Here is a 19,899-nt window from a genome sequence, read left to right as displayed (position 1 = left end):
CAAAAGTCTTTCCGGCGGTTGGCGATCCAATACGGGGCCGATCTCGCGCTGTCCTACTTTCTGGCCGTGATCGAGGCGGCCGCAATCTTGATCCCGCTGCGCGGCCACACGTCCATCGGGGACAACGCCGACTTCGCGAAGACCAATACGGCGGCGGTGTTGATCCTCGTCTCACTGAGCATCATCGGCGTCGCCAGTGCCGGGATCGCGAGCGCAGCCCCGACGCTGCGTTGGTACGCCGCAGGCGCCGAACCCGACCAGGCGCAGCGCGAGGCCGCGGTGAAGCTGCCCGGCCGGCAATCGGTGATCCTGTTCGGCGCCTGGGCCATCAGCGGAACCGTGTTCATGCTGCTCAACATGCGCGGCGGGGCGCAGCTGCTGCTGCCCGTCGCCCTCGGCGTGGTCCTCGGCGGGCCGGCCTCGGCCGGCACGGCGATGCTGCTGGCGCAGCGCGTCCTGCGTCCCGTCATGCGCGCCGCCACGCTGGGCTGCGAGCCGCGGCTGGCCGTGCCCGGCGTGTACGCGCGGCTGGTCCTGCTCTGGTTCATGTGCAGCGCCTTCCCCATTGGCGTGATCGCGACGCTGGTCGTCCTGCGCTCGTACGGCTGGCTGATCGAGAGGTCCACGTCGCTCGATGTGCCGATCCTGGTGGTGTCGCTGGCGGCGCTGGTGCTCGGAATGCCGACCATGATCTTGACCTCGCGATCCATCTCCGATCCGCTCGGCGAGATCGTCGACGCGATGGCGGAGGTCGAACACGGCCGCATGGGGACCTACGTCGGGGCCTACGAGCGCTCTCAAATCGGGCGGCTGCAAACGGGTTTCAACCGCATGGTAGCCGGGCTGGCCGAGCGGGACCGGGTGCGCGACCTCTTCGGGCGCCACGTCGGAACCGACGTCGCCCACCGTGCCATCGAGGAGGGCGCGTCGCTGTCGGGAGACGTCGTCGAGGCGGCGATCCTCTACATCGACCTGGTGGGCTCCACGCAGCTGGCGGAAAGCCGTCCGCCGCAAGAGGTTGCCGAAGTGCTCAACGATTTCTTTCGCCTCGTCGTCAACGCCGTCGACGAACACCACGGGCTGATCAACAAATTCGCCGGCGATGCGGCGCTGGCCGTCTTCGGGGCGCCGTTGCAAACCGGCGAGCCGGCGTCGGCGGCGCTGGCGACCGCGCGCGCCCTGGGCACCCAACTGCGCCGGCTGCCGGTCGACTTCGGCATCGGCGTATCGGCGGGCCGGGTGTTCGCCGGCAACATCGGCGCCGAAAACCGTTACGAGTACACGGTGATCGGCGACGCGGTCAACGAGGCCGCGCGGCTGGCCGACCTGGCCAAGACCGCCGACCGGCGCATCCTGTGCTCGGCGGCCGCCATCGAGCGGGCCGACGAATCCGAGGGAACGCATTGGGCGGAGTGCTATTCCACCGTGTTGCGGGGGCGCTCCGAAGCCACCCACGTCTCGGCGCCGGCGTAGGCCGCGTCAGGACTTGCCGACCTTCAGCGCGGCGATGATCCGGCCGATGATGTCCGCCGACGGGGCGTCCCCGATCGGGGTGCTGCCGATGAAGACGGTGACCGGCTTGGTGTCGACGGCGATGACGGTGACCGAGTCGCCCTTGACGCCGCGGGACGTGTCGGCGATCGTGATGTCGCCGTCGACGCGGGCGGCCTTGGTGCCGTCAACGGTGATCGACGACGTCTTCGCCCGGCCCAGCGTGGGCGTCGCGTTCGCATAGCCGGGCCCGTTGGCAATGCACTGCAACAACTTCGACGCCTGCGCTGAAACATCCATGCTGGCGACGAAGTTCGTGACACCGACCTCGGCCGTCATCATCCACTGACTGGCCCCCGGGACCTCCTGGGCGACGCCGACCGCACCGATCAGGTTCGGGTTCTGGTCGTCGGAGAACAGCTGCCAGTTGGGCGGAACCGCCGAGGCCGGGAACGACAGCTTGCCCGCGGCGATCGAGTCGGTCCGGGGGATCTCACCGCCGGACACGTTCGGGGTGCAATCGCTGGCGGTCTGCTGGCCCCTCGGTTGGCTGCTGGTGGTGGTGCTCGACGACGAGGGTGCGGCGGTCGACGGCTTGCCGTGGTTACCACCGCGCATCACGATCAGCGTGGCCACCAGCGCGATGACGGCCAGCAAGACGAGCCCCGCGATGATCAACCAGGGCAGCTTCGACCCGGGCCCGCGCGGTGGCGGCCCGGGCGGATATCCGGGCGGGAACTGCTGTCCCGGTTGCGGATACGGCGGATAGTACGGACCGGTCGGCGGGGGCGGGTATTGGCCGCCCGGGTATTGGCCGCCCTGCGGCGGGCCGCCCCAATAGGGCTGTTGCCCATAGGGGTTTCCGTAGGGCTCCTGGCCGTAGGGGCCGCCCGGAGGGGTCGTCATCGCTGAACCACCTCGCCTACTTCGCCGGCTTGACCTTGGCCATCGCCAAGACGTCCAGCCTGCGGTCGAGTTCCTCTTCCGAGAGCTTTTCGCCGATCAGGCCGCGATCGATCACGGTCTGGCGAATGGTCTTGCGCTCCTTGAGGGCTTGCTTGGCCACCGCGGCGGCCTCCTCGTAGCCGATCGCCGAGTTCAACGGCGTCACGATCGACGGCGACGACTCGGCCAGCTCCCGCAGGTGCTCGACGTTGGCCTTGAGCCCGACGATGCAGCGCTCCGCGAACAGCCGCGACACGTTGGTCAGCAGCTTGAACGACTCGAGGATGTTGCGAGCCATCATCGGGATGTAGACGTTCAGCTCGAACGCGCCACTCAAGCCGCCGACGGCGACGGCGGCGTCGTTGCCGATCACCTGAGCGGCCACCTGCGTAACCGCCTCGGGGAGAACGGGGTTCACCTTGCCCGGCATGATCGAGCTGCCCGGTTGCAGGTCCGGCAGCTGGATCTCGGCCAGGCCGGTGAGCGGGCCCGACCCCATCCAGCGGACGTCGTTGGCGATCTTGGTCAGCGACACCGCGATGGTGCGCAGCGCGCCGGACGCCTCGACCAGGCCGTCGCGGGTCGCCTGGGCCTCGAAAGAGTTGGCGGCCGTGCGCAATTCGTTCAGGCCGGTGGAGGCGATCAACGTCTCGACCACCTTGGCGCCGAAGCCGTCCGGGGCGTTGAGGCCGGTGCCCACCGCGGTCCCGCCGATCGCCAGCTCGCCCAGCCGGGGCAACGTGGCGCGCACCCGCTCGATGCCCGCCTCGATCTGCCGGGCATAACCGCTGAATTCCTGGCCGAGCGTCACCGGAACGGCGTCCATCAGGTGCGTGCGGCCCGACTTGACCACCGTGTGCCACTCGCGGGCCTTGCTCTCCAGCGCTTCGTGCAGCACCTCCAGCGCCGGGATCAGGTGCCGCACCGCGGCCTCGGTGGCCGCGATGTGGGTCGCGGTCGGGAACGTGTCATTGGACGACTGCGACATGTTGACGTCGTCGTTCGGGTGCACTTGAACAGGAGGGGTCGCCGTGGCCGCGATGCTCGCGATCACCTCGTTGGTGTTCATGTTCGAGCTGGTGCCCGATCCGGTCTGGAAGACGTCGATGGGAAATTGGTCGTCGTGTTGGCCGTCGGCGATCTCGGCCGCCGCGGCGATGATCGCGTCGGCCTTCTCCGGGGCCAGCAGCCCGAGGTCCTTGTTGACTTGCGCGCAAGCGCCCTTCAGCAGGCCCAGCGCGCGGATCTGGGTGCGCTCCAGGCCCCGTCCCGAGATGGGGAAGTTCTCCACCGCGCGCTGGGTTTGCGCGCGCCACAACGCTTTTGCGGGTACCCGGACCTCGCCCATGGTGTCGTGTTCGATGCGGTATTCGGTGTCGTTGGCATCAGAGGCCATAGATAGCAGTCCTTGTCTTTAAAGCGTGGTTCCGGGTTTAGGGCAGGGGATAGGCGGCGGTGCTGTCGCCGGTGAAGTCGATGGCGGAGTACTCGTTGAGCTTCGAGAGCCGGTGGTAGGCCTCGATCATGCGCACGGTGCCCGACTTCGACCGCATGACGATCGACTGGGTGGTGCAGCCGCCGGGGTAGTACTGCACGCCCTTGAGCAGGTCGCCGTTGGTCACCCCGGTGGCGCAGAAGAAGACGTTCTCGCCCGACACCAAGTCTTCGGTGGTCAGCACCCGGTCGACGTCGTGGCCGGCGTCGATCGCCTTCTGGCGTTCCTCGTCGTCCTTCGGCGCCAGCTGGGCCTGGATGGCCCCACCCATGCACCGGATCGCGGCGGCGGCGATGATTCCCTCGGGCGTGCCGCCGATGCCGGCCAGCATGTCGGTGCCGGACAGGTAGCGGCACGCCGAGATGGCGCCGGCGACGTCGCCGTCGGTGATCAACCGGATCCGGGCCCCGGTCGCCCGGACGTCCTCGATCAGCTGCGCGTGCCGAGGCCGGTCCAGGATGCACACGGTCATGTCGCGCACCGACAGCGCCTTCACCTTGGCGACGGCCTTGATGTTCTCGGCGATGGGCGCGGTGATGTCGAGCACGTCGGCGGCCTCGGGGCCGACGGCGATCTTGTTCATGTAGAACACCGCCGACGGGTCGAACATCGCGCCCCGGTCGGCCACCGCCAACACCGAGATCGCGTTCGGCATGCCCTTGCTCATCAGCGTGGTGCCGTCGATCGGGTCGACGGCGAAGTCGCATTCCGGGCCGTCGCCGTTGCCGACTTCCTCGCCGTTGTAGAGCATGGGCGCGTGGTCCTTCTCGCCCTCGCCGATGACCACCACGCCGCGCATCGACACGGTGTTGACCAGCTCACGCATGGCGTCGACGGCCGCGCCGTCGCCGCCCTCCTTGTCGCCGCGCCCCACCCAGCGGCCGGCGGCCATGGCACCGGCCTCGGTCACCCGGACCAGTTCCAGCGCCAGGTTGCGATCCGGGGCCTCACCCCGGGGCCGTCCAGGTGGGCGGTTGCCCTCAACTGTCATGGTTGGTGATTGTCCCAGAAGGGGATCGGTCCGCTGGAACTGGGATACTCGGGGGATGACCGAAGAGCCGTCGCCGAATGCCGAGGTAGCCGGGGAGCCGGCGCCGGCGGCCGGGCCGGCCCGGGGACCCGTCTCGAGGCCGGCCAAACCGCGGTTGCTGCAGGACGGCCGCGACATGTTCTGGTCGCTGATGCCGCTGGTGCTGGGCTGCATCCTGCTGGCCGGCCTGGTGGGCATGTGCTCGTTCCAGCCCGGCAGCCACCAGGGCGCCGTCCCGTCCTACGACGCGGCGGCGGCCCTGCGGGCCGATGCCACGACGCTCGGCTTCCCCATCCGGCTGCCCAAGCTGCCCGCCGGCTGGCAGGCCAACTCCGGCAGCCGCGGCGGCATTCAGGGCGGCCGCGTCGACCCGGCGACCGGTCAACGGCTGAACGCGGCCACCTCGGTCGTCGGCTACCTCAGCCCGACCGGCATGTATCTGAGCCTGACGCAGAGCAACGCCGACGAGGACAAGCTGGTGGGCTCGATCCACTCGTCGGCGTATCCCGCCGGGACGGTCGACGTCGCCGGGACCAGCTGGGTCGTCTACAACGGCACCGGCCAAAGCGGGGCGGACGCCGAGCCGGTGTGGACCACCCGGCTTTCCGGCGGATCCGGGGCCACCCAAATCGCCATAACCGGCGCCGGAACCACCGACCAATTCCGTACGCTGGCTTCGGCGACGCAATCGCAGCCGCCGTTACCCGCGCGCTGAAGGAAGGCCGAGCGTGACTGCACCCCAGGCGGATCTGTCCGGATGGTCGGCCGCGCCGTTCACCGGTGGCGGCTACACCCATGACGTCTACCGCAAGGGCAGCGGCCCCGGGGTGGTGCTGATTCCCGAGATACCCGGGATCCATCCCGGTGTGCTGGCCCTGGGCAATCACCTGGTGGACAACGGCTTCACCGTCGCCATGCCGTCGCTGTTCGGTGAGCCGGGCAAGCCGAAGACGGTCGGCTACATCGCCGCCACCATCGGCCGGGCTTGCGTGGCAAGGGAATTCGCGGCGTTTGCGACCAATAAACAGCGGCCGGTGTCGTTGTTCCTGCGCGCGCTGGCACGCGACCTCAACGCGTCGACGCCGGGCAAGGGCGTGGGCGTGATCGGCCAATGCTTCACGGGCGGTTTCGCGTTGGCCGCCGCGGTCGACGACAGCGTGCTGGCCCCGGTGCTGTCGCAGCCGTCGGTGCCGCTGCCGCTGGGCCGTGCCCGGCGCCGCGACCCGGGGGTCAGCGAGTCCGAGCTGAACGCGGTGGCCGCGCGCGCCGCGAACGACGGCCTGTGCGCGATGGGCCTGCGGTTCAGCGAGGACCCGGCCGTGCCGGCCGAACGATTCGCAGCGCTCAAGGAGCGGCTGGGCGACGCTTTCGAGGTGATCGAAATCGATTCGCGGCCCGGCAACGAATACGGCTTCGGCAAGACGGCGCATTCGGTGCTGACCGACGAGGTCCGCGAAGTCGACGGCCAGCCGGCTTACGAGGCCCGCAAGCGAGTAGTCGAGTTCCTCACCCAGCGTCTTGGTTGACCGGGCATGACGACGACGATCAACGACCGGGTGGTCGAGACCACGTTCGGCCCCGTCCGCGGCACGGACGACGGGCGCGTCAGCGCGTGGAAGGGCATTCGGTACGCCGCCGCGCCCGTCGGCGACCTGCGTTTCCGGGCGCCGCAGCCGCCCGAGCGGTGGACCAAGGTCGCCGACGCCACCCGCTACGGTCCGGCCTGCCCGCAGCCGGTCTTCCCCAACATGCCGCTCGACCTGGGCGCGCCGCAGGGCGAAGACTGCCTGCGGCTGAACGTCTGGGCGCCGTCCGGCACGCATGCCGGTGATGGCAAACCCGTGATGGTATGGCTGCACGGCGGCGCCTACGTCCTGGGATCCGGCAGCCAGGCGCTGTACGACGGGCGGCGGCTGGTCGGCACCGGCGAGGTCATCGTGGTCACGGTGAATTATCGGGTGGGAGCGCTCGGTTTCATGGACCTGTCGTCGTTTTCGACGTCGCGGCGGCGGTTCGACTCCAATGTCGGGTTGCGCGATGTGCTGGCGGCACTGAGCTGGGTGCGCGACAACATCGCGGCATTCGGCGGCGATCCCCGCAACGTGACGCTGTTCGGCGAATCGGCGGGTGCTGGGATTGTGACGACCCTGCTTGCCAGCCCGTCCGCTGACGGACTCTTCGCCCGCGCGATCGCCCAAAGTTCGCCGGCCACATCGGTATACGATCGGCGCAGGGCTGAGCGCGTCGCCGAAACCGTCCTCGACAGGCTTGACGTCGACGCGGACCGACTGCCCGACGTACCGACCGCGGTGCTGCTCGCCGCGTCTCAAGAGGTCTTCGACGAAGTGCCCGTGCGTAATCCAGGGCTGCTCGCGTTCGTCCCGATCATCGACGGCGAGCTGCTGGACGACTACCCGGTCAAGCGCGTGCAGGAGGGCCGTTCGCTGCCGGTCCCGTTGATCATCGGGACCAACAAGCACGAGGCGGCGCTCTTCCGGTTGATGCGTTCGCGGCTGATGCCGATCACGCCCCGCGCGATCACGTCGATGTTCGATCAGATCGCCGCCGAACAACCGGACCTGCAATTGCCCACCGACGAACAGATCGGATCGACGTATTCGGGGTTGCGGCGCAGGGCTAGAAGCCTGAGCATCGCAACCGATGTCGGATTCCGGATGCCTTCGGTCTGGCTGGCCGAGGGCCACGCCCGGGTGGCGCCGGTGTACCTGTACCGGTTCGATTATGCGACCCCGCTGCTGAAGCTGCTGCTGGTCAATGCCGCGCACGCCACCGAATTGCCTTACGTCTGGGGCAATCTCGGTATGCCGAAGGATCCGACGTTGAAGCTGGGCGGCGCCAAGACCGCCACGGCGGTCTCCAAGAGGATGCGGACGCGGTGGATCAACTTCGCCGCGCGGTCAAAGCCCGCGGGCCCGGACGGCGAACCGGACTGGCGTCCCTACCGGGAGGCGGATCGCGCGTGCCTGATCATCGACAAGCGCGACACCGTCGCGAGCGACGTCGATGCGAACATCCGCGCGGCCTGGGGTAGCGAGATGGTGGGCTTCCGCTAGCGCGGGCCCTACTCGGCGACTGACGGCGCGGCGCCCGAATTCGCCCGCCGGCGAAGCCAATTGCGGCGCACGGGCTGCTCGTCCTGGGCGTCGAATTCGGCTCCTCTGAACACGACCAGATACACCTCGACGGTGGTCACGATCAGGATCATCAACACCGGCCCGATGACGATGCCCCAGGGCCCGAACATGGCGATGCCCGAGAACACCGACAGCAGCATCAGCGCCGGGTTCAGCCGGGCGTCGCGCGGAACCAGGATGGGGCGCAGGAAGTTGTCGATGTTGGTCACCACGACGAGGTGCCAGAGGACGACGAACGCGCCACCGACGATGTTGCCGTAGAGGATCATTCCGATGCCGAAGGGGATGGTCACGATCCCACCGCCCAGCGGAATGATCGACAACGCCGTCAGCAGCACGGCGAAAATGAAGAAGCCGTGGTGAAAGCCCGCGACATAGATGGACGCGGCGCCCGCGACACCCTGACACAGCGCTATCACGAATTGGCCGCTGACGGTGCCGCGCACCATCGCTCCGGCCTTGCGCAGGTAGAGGTCCGTGACCTCGTCGCCGAGCGGGTTGAGGTCGGCGACCAGCTTTCGGATCCGCTCGCGGTGCACCAGCAGCGCGACGAACACGTACAGGAAGATGATGGCCGACGTCACGGCGCCCGCGACGCCGCCGAGTGCGCCCTGCAAGAAATGCAGGGCCCATTGACCGACATTGCGACCCACCGTGACCATCGCCTTGCGCAGCGACTCCGAGGTTACGGTCATGTGCGCGAAGGGAAGTCGGGACAGCAGCTCGTTCACCGCGTGCAGGGTGCGGTCGCCGAGCCCGCTCAGGTCCGTCGTCTTCACCCACTCGGTGATGCTGTCGATCATGCGGGCAATCTGGACGATCGCCAGCACCACCAGGAGCGTGACCGGCACGATGACGGCCGCGAGCGCGCACAACAGGGTGCAGGTCGCCGCCAGGGGCGTGCCCATGCGCCGACCGAACCAGTTGAACAGCGGCGTGAACAGGTAGGCGCCGACCGCGGCCACGACAATCAGCACGAAGTAGTCGCGCAAGAAGTACGCGCCGAAGAGCAAAGCGATCGCGGTCAGCACCGCGAGGGCGCGCTTCTGGTTGAGCGTGAATTCGGTGTCCACCGGACCGCCCTCCGCGTCGTCGCTGCTGAGGGAACCTTAGCCCCGGCCCCGTGTTTTCGTCAGCGACCCGCGCGCGGGTTTACTTCCCCCCGCCGGCCGGCGCGGGAGAGCCCGCCTGCGCCTGGCTCTTCATCCGCTGGAACATGTCGACGTAATACGGCAGGCATTCCGACATGGCACGTTCGGTGGTGTACGGGGGCTCGTATCCGAGGTCGCGGCGCGCCTTGGCGATCGAGAAGTAGTTGTCCAGATAGAGCCGCTCGACGGCGAGCGGCTCAAGCAGGGGCGCGGGGATGCCGAAGCGGAAATGCAGCCGCTGCCAACCGGTCATCGCCGCGCGGACCATCGGGCCGTTGATTCGCACCCGGGGCCAGTTCACGCCGCAGGCCTCGACCACGGGCCGGGCGAACTCGAACATGTTGATCGGGTCGTCGTCGTTGATGAAATAGGCCTGGCCGGGCGCGGTGCCGCCCGGGACCAGGTGCTGAGCGGCGAGGATGAAACCGTGAATCAGGTTGTGCACGTACGAGTTGTCCAGCTTCGCCGACTTCCGGCCGATCAGCACCTTGACGTGCCCGGCGATCACGCTTTCGAACAGCTTGCGGAACATCGTCTGATCGCCGCGGCCCCAGATGCCGCTGGGCCGGATCGCGCAGGTGAGCATGCCGCCAACACCGTTCTGCGACAAGACGAATCGCTCGGCGACGACCTTCGTTTCGGTGTAGAGGTCGTTGAACCGGGTGGTGTAGGGCAGCGTCTCGTCCCCGCCGGGGATGTTCTGGCCGCCCATCACCACGCTGTTGGACGACGTGTAGACGAAGCGCTTCACCCCGGCCGCCTGCCCGGCGTGCACCAGGTTCTCGGTTCCGCCGACGTTGACGCCGAAGCTGCGTTGCCGGTATGCCTCGGTCACCGATGCGCCGCCCATCAGCTCGATGATCGCCGCGGTGTGAAAGACGGTGTCGATGCCCTCGACCGCCCGGGCACAGACGTCCGTGTCGGTGATATCCCCCTCGAGCACTTCGAGTTGCGGGTGCTCGGCCAGCGGGGAGGGCGCGCGGTCGAACGAACGCACCTGGTGGCCGCGGTCCAGCAGGGTGCTGACGAGGTTGGCGCCGACGAACCCGGAGCCGCCGGTGACCAGGACGCGGCCGAGTTCGGTGGTCAGTGATGCATCAGCCATGCGCCGAATCCTAACTGAAACGTGTTCCAATTCGAAAGAAAGTCACCCATGCGCTTGTGCGAGGTGGCCGAAATCAGGGCTCGTCGGCCTGGCCGGCCGCCAGCGCGTCCTCGATGCGCTTGCGGGCTCCAGCTAAATGCTCCTCACACCTTTTTGCCAGCTGTTCGCCCCTTTCCCAGAGCTCCAGCGACTCATCGAGGTCGAGCCCACCCTGTTCCAGCAGGCGCACCACTTCGATCAGCTCGTCGCGGCACGCCTCATAACCGAGTTCACTAATGGGCGTAATCGACTTGTCCTCTTCGCTAGGCGCCATCGGTCCGTCCCTCGCTCACCGCGGCGATCGCGCCGTCGGCAACCCGCACCCGCAACCGGCGGCCGGCGGGCGCGTCGCTCACCGACCGCAGCACCGCCGGCGCCCCGGTGTCGGGCACCGCCTGGACCACCGCGTAGCCGCGGGCCAGTGTGGCCGCCGGGCCCAGCGTCGCCAGCCGCGCGCTCAGGTGGCCGACGCGCTCGGTCTCGGCGGCGGTCAGGCGGGTGACGTCGCGGCGAATCGCCGACCGCGCGCGGTGAATCTCGTCCGCGCGCGCCGTCAGGGCCGCCAGCGGCTCGGCGAGCACCGGTCGGCTGCGGACCTGCGCCAGCGCGCGTTGTTCGCGAGACACCCAGCTGCGCAGCGCCTGCGCGCTGCGCCGGCGCAGGTCAGCGACGAGGCGCTGCTCGGCGGCGGTGTCGGGCACCACCTTCTTGGCGGCGTCGGTGGGGGTGGCGGCGCGCAGGTCGGCCACCAGGTCGCACAGCGGGTTGTCGGGTTCGTGACCGACCGCGCTGACCACCGGCGTGCGGCAGGCCGCGATCGCGCGGCACAGCGTCTCGTCGGAAAACGGCAACAGGTCCTCGACGCTGCCGCCGCCGCGGGCCACCACGATGACGTCGACCTCGCCGTGGCGGTCCAGTTCGTACAGCGCCTCGACGATCTGCGCCACCGCGTTGGGCCCCTGGACCGCGGTGTTGCGCACGGCGAACCTTACGCCGGGCCAGCGCCCGGTGGCCACCGTCGTCACGTCGCGTTCGGCCGCGCTGGCCCGGCCCGTGATGAGGCCGATCATGTTGGGCAGGAATGGGATTGGCCGCTTGAGCCGCGGATCGAAGAGCCCTTCGGCGTCCAACAGCCGGCGTAGCCGATCGATCCGTGCCAGCAGCTCGCCCACGCCGACGGCGCGAATCTCGGACAGGCGCAACGAGAACGTGCCGCGACCGGTGTAGAACGACGGCTTGCCGCAGACCACCACCTGCGTGCCCTCGGCCAGCTTCACCGGCGCGTTGGCCACCAGGTCACGCGAGCACGTCACGGTCAGCGACATGTCGGCGGCCGGGTCGCGCAGCACCATGAACACCGTCTTGGAGTCGGGGCGCGCGCTGATCTGGGCCAGCTGGCCCTCCACCCATACCGTGCCGAGTTTGTCGATCCAGCCCGCGACTCGAATTGCCACCGCGCGCACCGGAAATGGGTTCTCGGCGGAGTTGGGTTCGGATTGTGCGGCCGGGGTCACTTCGCGTTCGCGCGGGTGATCCTGTTGGCGAGCAGCGTCTGGAACGGCGCGCGCGCCTTGGTGGCCTGCTCGTAGGCCAGCAGGGCTTCGAGTTCGTCGACGCTCAGCGATTGCAGGCGGGCCCGCAGCTGCGCCAGCGTCAGCGTCGCGTAGTCCAGCTCGGCCACCACCGACGGTTGCGGAACCGACGGCGCGTCCGAGGACTTCCTGCCCTGCTTCAACGGGGCGGCGTCGGAGGCGGCGTCGGCGAGCGTGTACAACGCGAACCGCCCCTCGGTGCGGCGGTCGCCGTCGCCGTTGCCGTTCTCGGCGGGGCCGGGCGCGTCGACGGCGTCGGGCAGGTCCTCGTCGAACGTCGCCCATTCCGGCTGCTCGTCCTTGGGCGGGAAGATGTTCTCCAGGGTGCTGTCGCCCTTGATCGCCAACTCGGCGAGATTCTGCTGAAATCGCATCACAAGGTGGGCCGCCTGACTGGCTAAGGTCATGGGGTACATCAGGATGGTTTTCGGCAGCTTCATGGTCTCCTCGACGGCGACTGTCGCCGCGCCGACCAATAGTCGAACTCCATACGGTGCAGTGGCCATGGGTCCAAGATTGCCCTACGCGACGGCTAACTCCAAGCCCGCCCGCGCGAGTTGGCAAGCCCGCGGCGGCAGAACGTACCCTGGTGTCATGCCGCCGACTGTCGACATGGGAATTCCCGGCGCGTCCAGCTCGGTAGCCAGCGATCCAGCCCGCAAGCGAGTGCTTCTGGCCGAGCCGCGTGGTTACTGCGCGGGCGTGGATAGGGCCGTCGAGACGGTCGAACGCGCGCTGGAAAAGCACGGCCCGCCGGTGTACGTGCGTCACGAGATCGTGCACAACCGGCACGTGGTGAACACGCTGGAAAAGGCCGGTGCCGTGTTTGTCGAGGAGACCGACGAGGTGCCCGAGGGCTCCATCGTGGTGTTCTCCGCACACGGGGTCGCGCCGACGGTGTACGCCGCGGCCGCCGAACGCAACCTGCACACCATCGACGCCACCTGCCCGCTGGTGACCAAGGTGCACAACGAGGCCAGGCGGTTCGCGCGCAACGACTACGACATCCTGCTGATCGGCCACGAGGGGCACGAGGAAGTCATCGGGACCTCCGGCGAGGCGCCCGACCACGTGCAGCTGGTCGACGGGGTCGCGGCCGTCGACAATGTGACGGTCCGAGACGAGAACAAGGTGGTCTGGTTGTCGCAGACCACGCTGTCGGTCGACGAGACCATGGAAATCGTCGAGCGGCTGCGGCAACGGTTCCCGAAGCTGCAGGACCCACCCAGCGACGACATTTGTTACGCGACCCAGAACCGCCAGGTTGCCGTCAAGGCCATGGCGCCCGAATGCCAGCTGGTGATCGTCGTCGGGTCCCGGAATTCGTCGAACTCGGTGCGGCTGGTCGAGGTGGCGCTGGGCGGCGGCGCCGCGGCCGCCCACCTGGTCGACTGGGCCGACGACATCGACCCCGCCTGGTTGGAGGGTGTGACCACCGTGGGCGTGACCTCCGGCGCATCCGTGCCCGAGGTGTTGGTGCGCGGTGTGCTCGAGCGGCTGGCCGACTGCGGCTACGACGTGGTGCAGCCGGTCACCACGGCGCAGGAAACCCTGGTGTTCGCGCTGCCGCGCGAGATCCGGTCACTTATCTGACCTCACGGCGCTCAGCCGTCGTATTCCCATTCGGTCGGGGGCCGCTGCGGCCGGCCATACGTCCGGGAGCGGTCGCGCTGCTCGTCGGACGCGCCGGCATCCCGGTAGCGGACCTGAGAGATCGGGTGATGGGTGCCGTTGTTGCCGGTTGGGGCGGGCCGCCGGCGCCTCGGCTCGTAGCGGTCGTAACTGTCGTAACGGCTGGGCGGCGGGTCGTAGGAGTCGCCGTAGAAGTCCCCGCCGTCGAAACGGCTGCCCCGCGGCCTGGGCTGGTCGTTGTAGGGCCGCTCGTAGGGGCTGCGGCGGGTGCGCGGCTCGCGGCGGCCCTCCCGGGGAGATTGGCCGCGCGGGTCCGGGTCGCCCTCCGGCCGGGGTCGGCGCCGCGACCGGCGGGGCGGCTCGGCGGCGTCGTAGTCCCGGGCGGTCGCCGAGCTTCTGCGCTTCGAGCGGCGCTCGCCCGGCTCACCCGTGTCGTCCAGCGGCTCCCGGGTGCGCCGGGAATGGGTCCGCGCGGAGCGGGCCGCGGTTCGATCGCCGTTGGCCGTCCGGCGGGTCCGCGAGGAGGACTTGCCACCGCGGCCGCGACGCTCCTTCGCGGGGGCGTCGGCGTCGACGTCGTCTTCGTCGGGGTGCAGCATCGCCCGCAGCCTGGCGACGATGCCGCCGAGTGTGGCCTTGCGTTTGGCGGGCTCCGCGTCGTCGGGGGTGTTCGTCGTCGCGGTCGTCCGTTGCGACATGCCGAAGTACCACCGGACCAGCCCTATCAGCAGCACCACGCCGGCCGTGCCCAGCATCAGCGGGAAGCGCTCGATGAGGGGATAGCCGCAGTTGATCAGCAGGTCCTTGACATGGCCGACCTTGCCGTCGTGGAACAACCAGTAGGCGCCGGGCACCGCGCCGAACAGGATCAGCGGGGGTTGGATGATCGCGGTGAACAACCCGTCCTGGCGCACCGCGAGCACCGCCGCCACGCAGCCGGCTATATAGAAGCCCGCGAAGACGTGGGTCAGCTCCTTGTGGCCGGCGTCAATCCCGTACCCGATGGCGGTGGCGGTAACGGCGAGGAGCAGGGCGGCGTACCACGGCACACCTGGGATATCTGGGTGAATCGAGCGGTGGGAGGCGTCCACCTTCGACGTTGCCCGCTGTCCTGACACATGTAGACCGTACCGGCAATGGGCCGAAAGGCCCGTAAATGCCTCGTCGGGATGCCGGGCGTGCCATGCCCCGGAGCCGGAGGGGCGGCGCCCCCGCCGACCCCTAGACTTGAGTCCCTGTGAGCCTGAGCCTGGGAATCGTGGGTCTGCCCAACGTGGGTAAGTCGACGCTGTTCAACGCCCTGACCCGCAACGACGTGCTGGCGGCCAACTACCCGTTCGCGACGATCGAGCCGAACGAGGGCGTCGTTCCGCTGCCCGATCCGCGCCTGGACAAGCTCGCCGAGCTGTTCGCGTCGCAGCGCACCGTCCCGGCGCCGGTGACGTTCGTGGACATCGCCGGCCTGGTCAAGGGCGCGTCCGAGGGGGCCGGCCTCGGCAACAAGTTCCTGGCCCACATCCGCGAATGCGACGCCATCTGCCAGGTGGTCCGGGTGTTCTCCGACGACGACGTGACGCATGTGGCCGGTGAGGTGGATCCCCGCTCCGATATCGAGGTCGTGGAGACCGAGCTGATCCTGGCCGACCTGCAGACCCTGGAGCGCGCGCTGCCGCGGCTGGAGAAGGAGGCTCGCACCAACAAGGAGCGCAGGCCGGTGTACGACGCGGCGGCCGCCGCCCAGGAAACCTTGAACGGCGGCAAGACGCTGTTCGGCGCCGGGGTGGACGCCTCCGTGCTGCGTGAGCTGAACCTGTTGACCACCAAGCCTTTTCTGTACGTCTTCAACGCCGACGAGGCGGTGCTGACCGACGCGGCGCGCATCGCCGAGCTGCGTGAGCTGGTGGCGCCGGCCGACGCGGTGTTCCTCGACGCGGCCATCGAGGCGGAGCTGAACGAGCTCGACGACGAGTCGGCGGCCGAACTGCTCGAGTCGATCGGGCAGACCGAACGCGGCCTGGATGCGCTGGCGCGCGCGGGTTTTCACACCCTGAAGCTGCAGACGTTTTTGACGGCGGGCCCAAAAGAGGCGCGCGCCTGGGTGATTCACCAGGGCGATACCGCACCCAAGGCCGCCGGGGTGATTCACACCGACTTCGAGAAGGGCTTCATCAAGGCCGAGATCGTGTCCTACGACGACCTGATCGCCGCGGGCTCCATGGCGGCGGCCAAGGCGGCCGGCAAGGTCCGGATGGAGGGCAAGGACTACGTCATGGCCGACGGCGACGTCGTCGAGTTCCGCTTCAATGTCTAGGGCTCGATGACTTCTGCTCATCGCGCAGGTCTTTAATACCGTGGGAACCCTCTGTTACACCGCGACGGTGTCTCTCGACGGCTACGCTGCCGACGGCAGCGGCGACTTCCAGTGGTCGGCCCCGAGTGATCCGGTGTTCGCCGCCCATATCGACCGCATGGCTGAGGTGTCGACCGAAGTGTTGGGGCGGAAGACTTTCGCGCTGATGCAGTACTGGGAGACCGACCCGGAGGACGAAGAGTGGGGCGCGGCGGAGCGGGAGTTCGCCCAGCGCTGGCGGTGCATCCACAAAGTGGTGGTTTCGTCGACGCTGACGCGCGAGGAGATCGACTCGGACCGCGTTCGTCTGGTACCCGAACTGCGCTTGGCCGAATTGAAGCGGATCGTCGCGCAGGCCGAGGGCATAGTCGAGATCTTCGGACCCACCACCGCGGCCGCCGCGATCCGAGCTGGCCTGATCGACGAGTTCCAGTTCTTCGTGGTGCCGAAGATGGTGGGCGCAGGCCTACGTGCCCTACCCGACGGCGTGCGCCAGGATCTGAGTCTCGCCTCGCACAGCGTATTCGACGACGGCACCGTTCACCTGCGATTCCTGTCTCGCCGAGACGTTGCTCGGTGACGGCACGCGGTGGAGTTCCGCTTCAACGTGTAGTCAACCGGCGAAGCAGGGCTTCCAAACTGGACAGGTGTCCAGCTATCGTGGCCATCATGTTGCCGGAAACGGAGATGGGTAGAGATGAGCAAGGTCCCTAGTCGGGAGGCTCGCTTGGCGCACGCTGCCAAGCACGCCGAGCTGTGGAATGCGGGCAAGAAGGACGAGTGGGTGGCGTCGTGGCGCACCATCTGTCCCGGCGAGGTTCGCATGTTCGACCCGGTCGGCACCGAGGAGAAACACGGCTTCGAAACCGCCACGTCGGATGCTTTTGACATGTTTCAGTCGATCCTCAAGATCAAGATGATCACGGTTCAGGTCAATGGGAACGAGATGGCATGGGTGTGCGAGAACCACTTCGGCAAGGAGCCGAACGTTGGGGTTGCACACAGTATCGAGACCTTCGCGTGGGACGACGACGGCAACCTGCTCATCAAGACGTACTATCCGATGCCGGAATCCGTTGGGGCCGAAGCGGACCCGTACGCCCACCTGCTCGAAGGACAGCAGTAGTCGCATTGGCCGACGGCGGCGTGGTCGAGTTCCGGTTCACCGTCTAGTCGCATTCCGCTTCAGCGTCGGCTGTCGACGGCCGTCTTCGTCTGCGACGATGAAGTCGATGATCGGGGGGGCGATCCCAGGGGTGTCGGAGGCAAGTCATGGATGAATACACCGAGCCGCACTGGGGCGCAGCGGCGCTCGTGGTGATCGAGCTCCAGCGGGATTTCCTCGATGACGGTCGGGTTTCTTCGATTACTGTCTGGCGCACAACGCTTTCGGCATCAGCGGCGAAGCAGTGAGTGGGCCCCATGTTGCGGGGGGCCGGAAGCCCGGCCCGGCGCTAGCGCGGTTTCAGGCGAAAGATCGGGATGTCGCGGCCCGCGGGCGCCGCCTTGTCCCGGTAATGGGCGTAGCCGGAGTAGATCCGGTTGGCCAATTCGAACAGTCGGGCGTACTCGTCGGGATCGGCGACCTGCTGGGCGGTGAACGGCTCGCCGCCGAACTCGCAGTCCGGATGCGCCTTCAAGTTGTGGTACCACTGCGGGTGTTTGGTGCCGCCGAAGTTCGAGGCCACCAGGATGACGTCGGGCCCGTCATGGAAGTAGGTGAGTTGCACCTCGCGCTTCTGGCCGGACTTGGCGCCCGTGGTGACGAGCGGCGCGTTGATGATCGCACCCATGTTGACCCGCCCCCCGGTGAGACGAAACAGGTACGGATCGGTATGGCGCGCGATGTGACGGGCCATGAACTGCCCCGCTCGCGAACGTCCGAATCGAACACTGGCCCGATACAACGCGCCCCGTCGCTTATGCGGGTCCACGTACCGCAGCGGCATATCCCGACAATACGTGCGGGGCATCGATGCAGACTTTGGGGCTTGCCTGGATTCCGGTCTGAGGGAAATGCTTTAGGGATGGTGGAACAAGTGCGGCCGTGGGTCCGGCGGTTCACTGGCACGGTGGTGGGCTGCGCGTTGGCGCTGTCTGGCCTGGGGATGGCGGGCGGCGTCGCCCACGCGGCCCCGACCTCGCACTGGTGCCCGGGCAATCCATGGGATCCGAGCTGGGGCACCGTCTACAACTGGGACTGGCATCAGTGCCACGACTGGCAAGGGCCGGCGGGCCAGAGCTTCCCGGCGGGTGCGGGACCCTGGGGGCCGACGCCCTTCTGGGCGCCGCCGCCGCCACCCCCACCCCCGTGGGCGCCCGGGGCCAAGCTGATGTGGAATCCGACCGGCAACGGCAATTGGGGATTCTGGAACAACGGGATCTGGACCCCGGTCTAGCCCCCGGTCCTTGTCGGGGGTGCTTCGTAACATGCCCTCGTCGCCGTGCACACACCGTCGCGGCAGTCAGGAGGGCACCGTGAAGTTCGTTTCCAGCCGCATCATCACCGCCGACGTCGGCCGGCTCGTCGATTTTTACGAGACGATCACCCAGGTTCCAGCGGTATGGGCCAACGAGCTTTTCGCCGAGATTCCGACGCCGGTGGGCACGCTCGCGATCGGCAGCGACAAGACCGTCGGGCTGTTCGCGGCCGGATCCGCCGAGCCGGCGGCCAACCGCAGCGTGATCGTGGAATTCATGGTCGACGACGTCGACGCGGAATACGAGCGGCTGCACGAGCGCGTCGCCGACGTGGTGACCAAGCCGACCACCATGCCGTGGGGCAATCGGGCACTGCTGCTGCGGGATCCGGACGGAAATCTCGTCAACTTGTTTACTCCCGTCACAGACGAGGCCCGCGCCAAGTTCGGAATCTGACTGGCGCGCAAGCAAATTGCGGCACGCTCGGACAACACTAGCCGGCTCAGCTCGGGCGCAGTTGCGCTCGACCGGCGTGGCGGCGTTAGAGTAAGTCGTGGTCACCGGGGACAACCCTGACAAGGCCGACGAGCTCGAACGCCGGGCCGCCGCGCTCGATGAGCGCGAGGATGCGGTCGAAGAGCGTGAGGTCGAGCTCAAGAGGCGCGAATGGCTGGCCGGCAGGCGCGATCGGGTCGCCGATAATCGTGATCGAATAGCCGATGACCGCGAACGGGCGGCGGACGAGCGGGAGCGGCGCGCCGATGAACGCGAGGGCACGGCCGCGGAGCGCGAGCGCGAGCGCATGCGGCGCGAGGACGACCGGACGAAGCGGTCGGAGGCCCGCGAGAAGCGTGACCAAGCCAGTATCGACCGTGAGATGGCCGAGTCCGAACGAGGCTACGAGCCCGACCGGTAAGTTTGCTGGCTAGCGATCTGCGGCGCGGGCGCATTTGCGCTAATGTGGGGCGTAAGCCATTATCCGATTAGCGAATGACGTACGCCACAATTTTTGGCGAACATTCGCAGCTATTGCTAGCGTCCCCGGCCATGGTAGTACTTGCAACATTGATGTCATTGATCAATCAGGTGTCCGGGACGCCTTATATCCCGGGCGGAGATTCTCCCGCCGGGACGGATTGCTCGGGGCTCGTTTCCTGGGTTGCCAATGCAGCATCCGACCGCCCGGTCTTCGGCAACCGGTTCAACACCGGAAATGAAGAGGCGGCTTTGTTGGCGCGCGGCTTCCAGTACGGAACCGCCCCCAACGCCCTCGTGATCGGGTGGAACGGCGGCCACACGGCCGCCACCCTGCCGGATGGGACCCCGGTAGCCAGTGGTGAGCGCGGTGGCGTGCACATCGGTGGCGCCGGCGCCTACCAGGCGGGCTTCACCCACCACATGTTCCTGCCCATGCCCGACGCCGATGAAGATCATGGCCGGCCCCCGTCTCGCTCGTCTGGAAGATGTGCCGCGACGCCACCGAGCAGGCACCA

The 19,899-nt window shown here is 68.1% G+C and carries 22 protein-coding genes and 1 pseudogene; 13 read left to right on the top strand and 10 right to left on the bottom strand.

What is annotated here, in order from left to right; all coding sequences use genetic code 11:
• Positions 1–18 precede the first annotated feature (18 nt).
• Complete coding sequence (locus A5680_RS11340) at positions 19–1,473, top strand: adenylate/guanylate cyclase domain-containing protein (protein ID WP_067819276.1); 1,455 nt, start codon at positions 19–21, stop codon at positions 1,471–1,473.
• Between the two features lie 6 nt (positions 1,474–1,479).
• Here A5680_RS11340 and A5680_RS11335 read toward each other — a convergent pair whose 3' ends face one another.
• From A5680_RS11335 to glpX, 3 genes are read right to left on the bottom strand one after another with little or no spacing between them, the layout of a single operon-like run.
• Positions 1,480–2,397, bottom strand: a complete 918-nt coding sequence (locus A5680_RS11335) for a hypothetical protein (RefSeq protein WP_067819272.1) — start codon at positions 2,395–2,397, stop codon at positions 1,480–1,482.
• A 16-nt stretch (positions 2,398–2,413) separates the two neighbouring features.
• Positions 2,414–3,832, bottom strand: coding sequence for a class II fumarate hydratase (locus tag A5680_RS11330; RefSeq protein ID WP_067819269.1), 1,419 nt, complete (start codon positions 3,830–3,832; stop codon positions 2,414–2,416).
• 37 nt (positions 3,833–3,869) lie between these two features.
• Entirely contained in the window at positions 3,870–4,922 is a 1,053-nt protein-coding gene (glpX, locus tag A5680_RS11325; protein ID WP_156669636.1) for a class II fructose-bisphosphatase, read from the bottom strand.
• A gap of 55 nt (positions 4,923–4,977) precedes the next feature.
• Here glpX and A5680_RS11320 point away from each other — a divergent pair, with 55 nt between their 5' ends.
• The 3 genes from A5680_RS11320 to A5680_RS11310 are packed head-to-tail and all read left to right on the top strand — an operon-like array spanning position 4,978 to position 8,035.
• The gene (locus A5680_RS11320; RefSeq protein WP_067819266.1) at positions 4,978–5,676 is read left to right on the top strand and encodes a DUF4245 domain-containing protein; all 699 of its coding nucleotides are present in this window, start codon (positions 4,978–4,980) and stop codon (positions 5,674–5,676) included.
• A gap of 13 nt (positions 5,677–5,689) precedes the next feature.
• Positions 5,690–6,487, top strand: a complete 798-nt coding sequence (locus A5680_RS11315) for a dienelactone hydrolase family protein (RefSeq protein WP_067819263.1) — start codon at positions 5,690–5,692, stop codon at positions 6,485–6,487.
• 6 nt (positions 6,488–6,493) lie between these two features.
• Positions 6,494–8,035 (top strand): carboxylesterase/lipase family protein, encoded by a 1,542-nt coding sequence (locus A5680_RS11310; RefSeq protein ID WP_067819260.1) that lies wholly within the window; start codon positions 6,494–6,496, stop codon positions 8,033–8,035.
• 8 nt (positions 8,036–8,043) lie between these two features.
• Here the strand turns inward: A5680_RS11310 and A5680_RS11305 are convergent, their stop codons facing one another.
• From A5680_RS11305 to A5680_RS11285, 5 genes are all read right to left on the bottom strand, one after another.
• Positions 8,044–9,189, bottom strand: coding sequence for an AI-2E family transporter (locus A5680_RS11305; protein ID WP_067819257.1), 1,146 nt, complete (start codon positions 9,187–9,189; stop codon positions 8,044–8,046).
• Positions 9,190–9,268: 79 nt separating this feature from the next.
• Positions 9,269–10,372: an NAD-dependent epimerase/dehydratase family protein gene (locus A5680_RS11300; RefSeq protein WP_067819254.1), complete on the bottom strand. Its 1,104-nt coding sequence runs from the start codon at positions 10,370–10,372 to the stop codon at positions 9,269–9,271.
• A 73-nt stretch (positions 10,373–10,445) separates the two neighbouring features.
• Positions 10,446–10,685 (bottom strand): exodeoxyribonuclease VII small subunit, encoded by a 240-nt coding sequence (locus A5680_RS11295; RefSeq protein WP_067819251.1) that lies wholly within the window; start codon positions 10,683–10,685, stop codon positions 10,446–10,448.
• Positions 10,675–11,925 (bottom strand): exodeoxyribonuclease VII large subunit, encoded by a 1,251-nt coding sequence (gene xseA, locus A5680_RS11290; RefSeq protein WP_067819248.1) that lies wholly within the window; start codon positions 11,923–11,925, stop codon positions 10,675–10,677. The genes A5680_RS11295 and xseA overlap by 11 nt, the downstream gene beginning before the upstream one ends.
• Positions 11,922–12,509 (bottom strand): lipid droplet-associated protein, encoded by a 588-nt coding sequence (locus A5680_RS11285; protein WP_055405113.1) that lies wholly within the window; start codon positions 12,507–12,509, stop codon positions 11,922–11,924. Before A5680_RS11285 ends, xseA begins: the two co-directional genes overlap by 4 nt.
• Before the next feature lie 88 nt (positions 12,510–12,597).
• On the opposite strand from A5680_RS11285, the gene A5680_RS11280 reads away from it, so the two are divergent.
• Positions 12,598–13,596, top strand: coding sequence for a 4-hydroxy-3-methylbut-2-enyl diphosphate reductase (locus A5680_RS11280; RefSeq protein ID WP_055405114.1), 999 nt, complete (start codon positions 12,598–12,600; stop codon positions 13,594–13,596).
• A gap of 11 nt (positions 13,597–13,607) precedes the next feature.
• Here A5680_RS11280 and A5680_RS11275 read toward each other — a convergent pair whose 3' ends face one another.
• On the bottom strand, positions 13,608–14,753 hold the full coding sequence (locus A5680_RS11275) for a DUF6542 domain-containing protein (RefSeq protein WP_197499776.1): 1,146 nt from the start codon (positions 14,751–14,753) through the stop codon (positions 13,608–13,610).
• Between the two features lie 119 nt (positions 14,754–14,872).
• Here A5680_RS11275 and ychF point away from each other — a divergent pair, with 119 nt between their 5' ends.
• The 4 genes from ychF (at position 14,873) to A5680_RS26255 (ending at position 17,398) form a co-directional block, all read left to right on the top strand.
• Positions 14,873–15,946, top strand: coding sequence for a redox-regulated ATPase YchF (ychF, locus tag A5680_RS11270; protein ID WP_067819243.1), 1,074 nt, complete (start codon positions 14,873–14,875; stop codon positions 15,944–15,946).
• A gap of 40 nt (positions 15,947–15,986) precedes the next feature.
• On the top strand, positions 15,987–16,565 hold the full coding sequence (locus A5680_RS11265; RefSeq protein ID WP_067819240.1) for a dihydrofolate reductase family protein: 579 nt from the start codon (positions 15,987–15,989) through the stop codon (positions 16,563–16,565).
• Between the two features lie 117 nt (positions 16,566–16,682).
• Positions 16,683–17,111 (top strand): hypothetical protein, encoded by a 429-nt coding sequence (locus A5680_RS11260; protein ID WP_231977612.1) that lies wholly within the window; start codon positions 16,683–16,685, stop codon positions 17,109–17,111.
• 146 nt (positions 17,112–17,257) lie between these two features.
• Entirely contained in the window at positions 17,258–17,398 is a 141-nt protein-coding gene (locus tag A5680_RS26255; protein WP_231977611.1) for a hypothetical protein, read from the top strand.
• Positions 17,399–17,439: 41 nt separating this feature from the next.
• Here A5680_RS26255 and A5680_RS11255 read toward each other — a convergent pair whose 3' ends face one another.
• Positions 17,440–17,934, bottom strand: a complete 495-nt coding sequence (locus A5680_RS11255) for a nitroreductase family deazaflavin-dependent oxidoreductase (protein WP_055405119.1) — start codon at positions 17,932–17,934, stop codon at positions 17,440–17,442.
• A gap of 78 nt (positions 17,935–18,012) precedes the next feature.
• Here A5680_RS11255 and A5680_RS11250 point away from each other — a divergent pair, with 78 nt between their 5' ends.
• The 4 genes and pseudogenes from A5680_RS11250 to A5680_RS25180 all read left to right on the top strand — a co-directional run.
• Entirely contained in the window at positions 18,013–18,384 is a 372-nt protein-coding gene (locus A5680_RS11250) for a hypothetical protein (protein ID WP_067819234.1), read from the top strand.
• A gap of 79 nt (positions 18,385–18,463) precedes the next feature.
• Positions 18,464–18,862: a VOC family protein gene (locus A5680_RS11245; RefSeq protein WP_067819231.1), complete on the top strand. Its 399-nt coding sequence runs from the start codon at positions 18,464–18,466 to the stop codon at positions 18,860–18,862.
• Between the two features lie 97 nt (positions 18,863–18,959).
• Positions 18,960–19,322 carry a hypothetical protein gene (locus tag A5680_RS11240; protein ID WP_067819228.1) on the top strand — a complete coding sequence of 121 codons (363 nt, stop codon included), beginning with the start codon at positions 18,960–18,962 and terminating at the stop codon, positions 19,320–19,322.
• A gap of 74 nt (positions 19,323–19,396) precedes the next feature.
• Positions 19,397–19,899 (top strand): annotated as a pseudogene (locus A5680_RS25180) (hypothetical protein); the annotation flags it as partial.

Origin of the sequence: Mycobacterium sp. E2989 (genome assembly GCF_001667595.1) — a bacterium.
Lineage (GTDB): Bacteria > Actinomycetota > Actinomycetes > Mycobacteriales > Mycobacteriaceae > Mycobacterium.
Note: the sequence above shows the minus strand (reverse complement) of the source record. Positions and strands in the feature narration are given on the sequence as shown.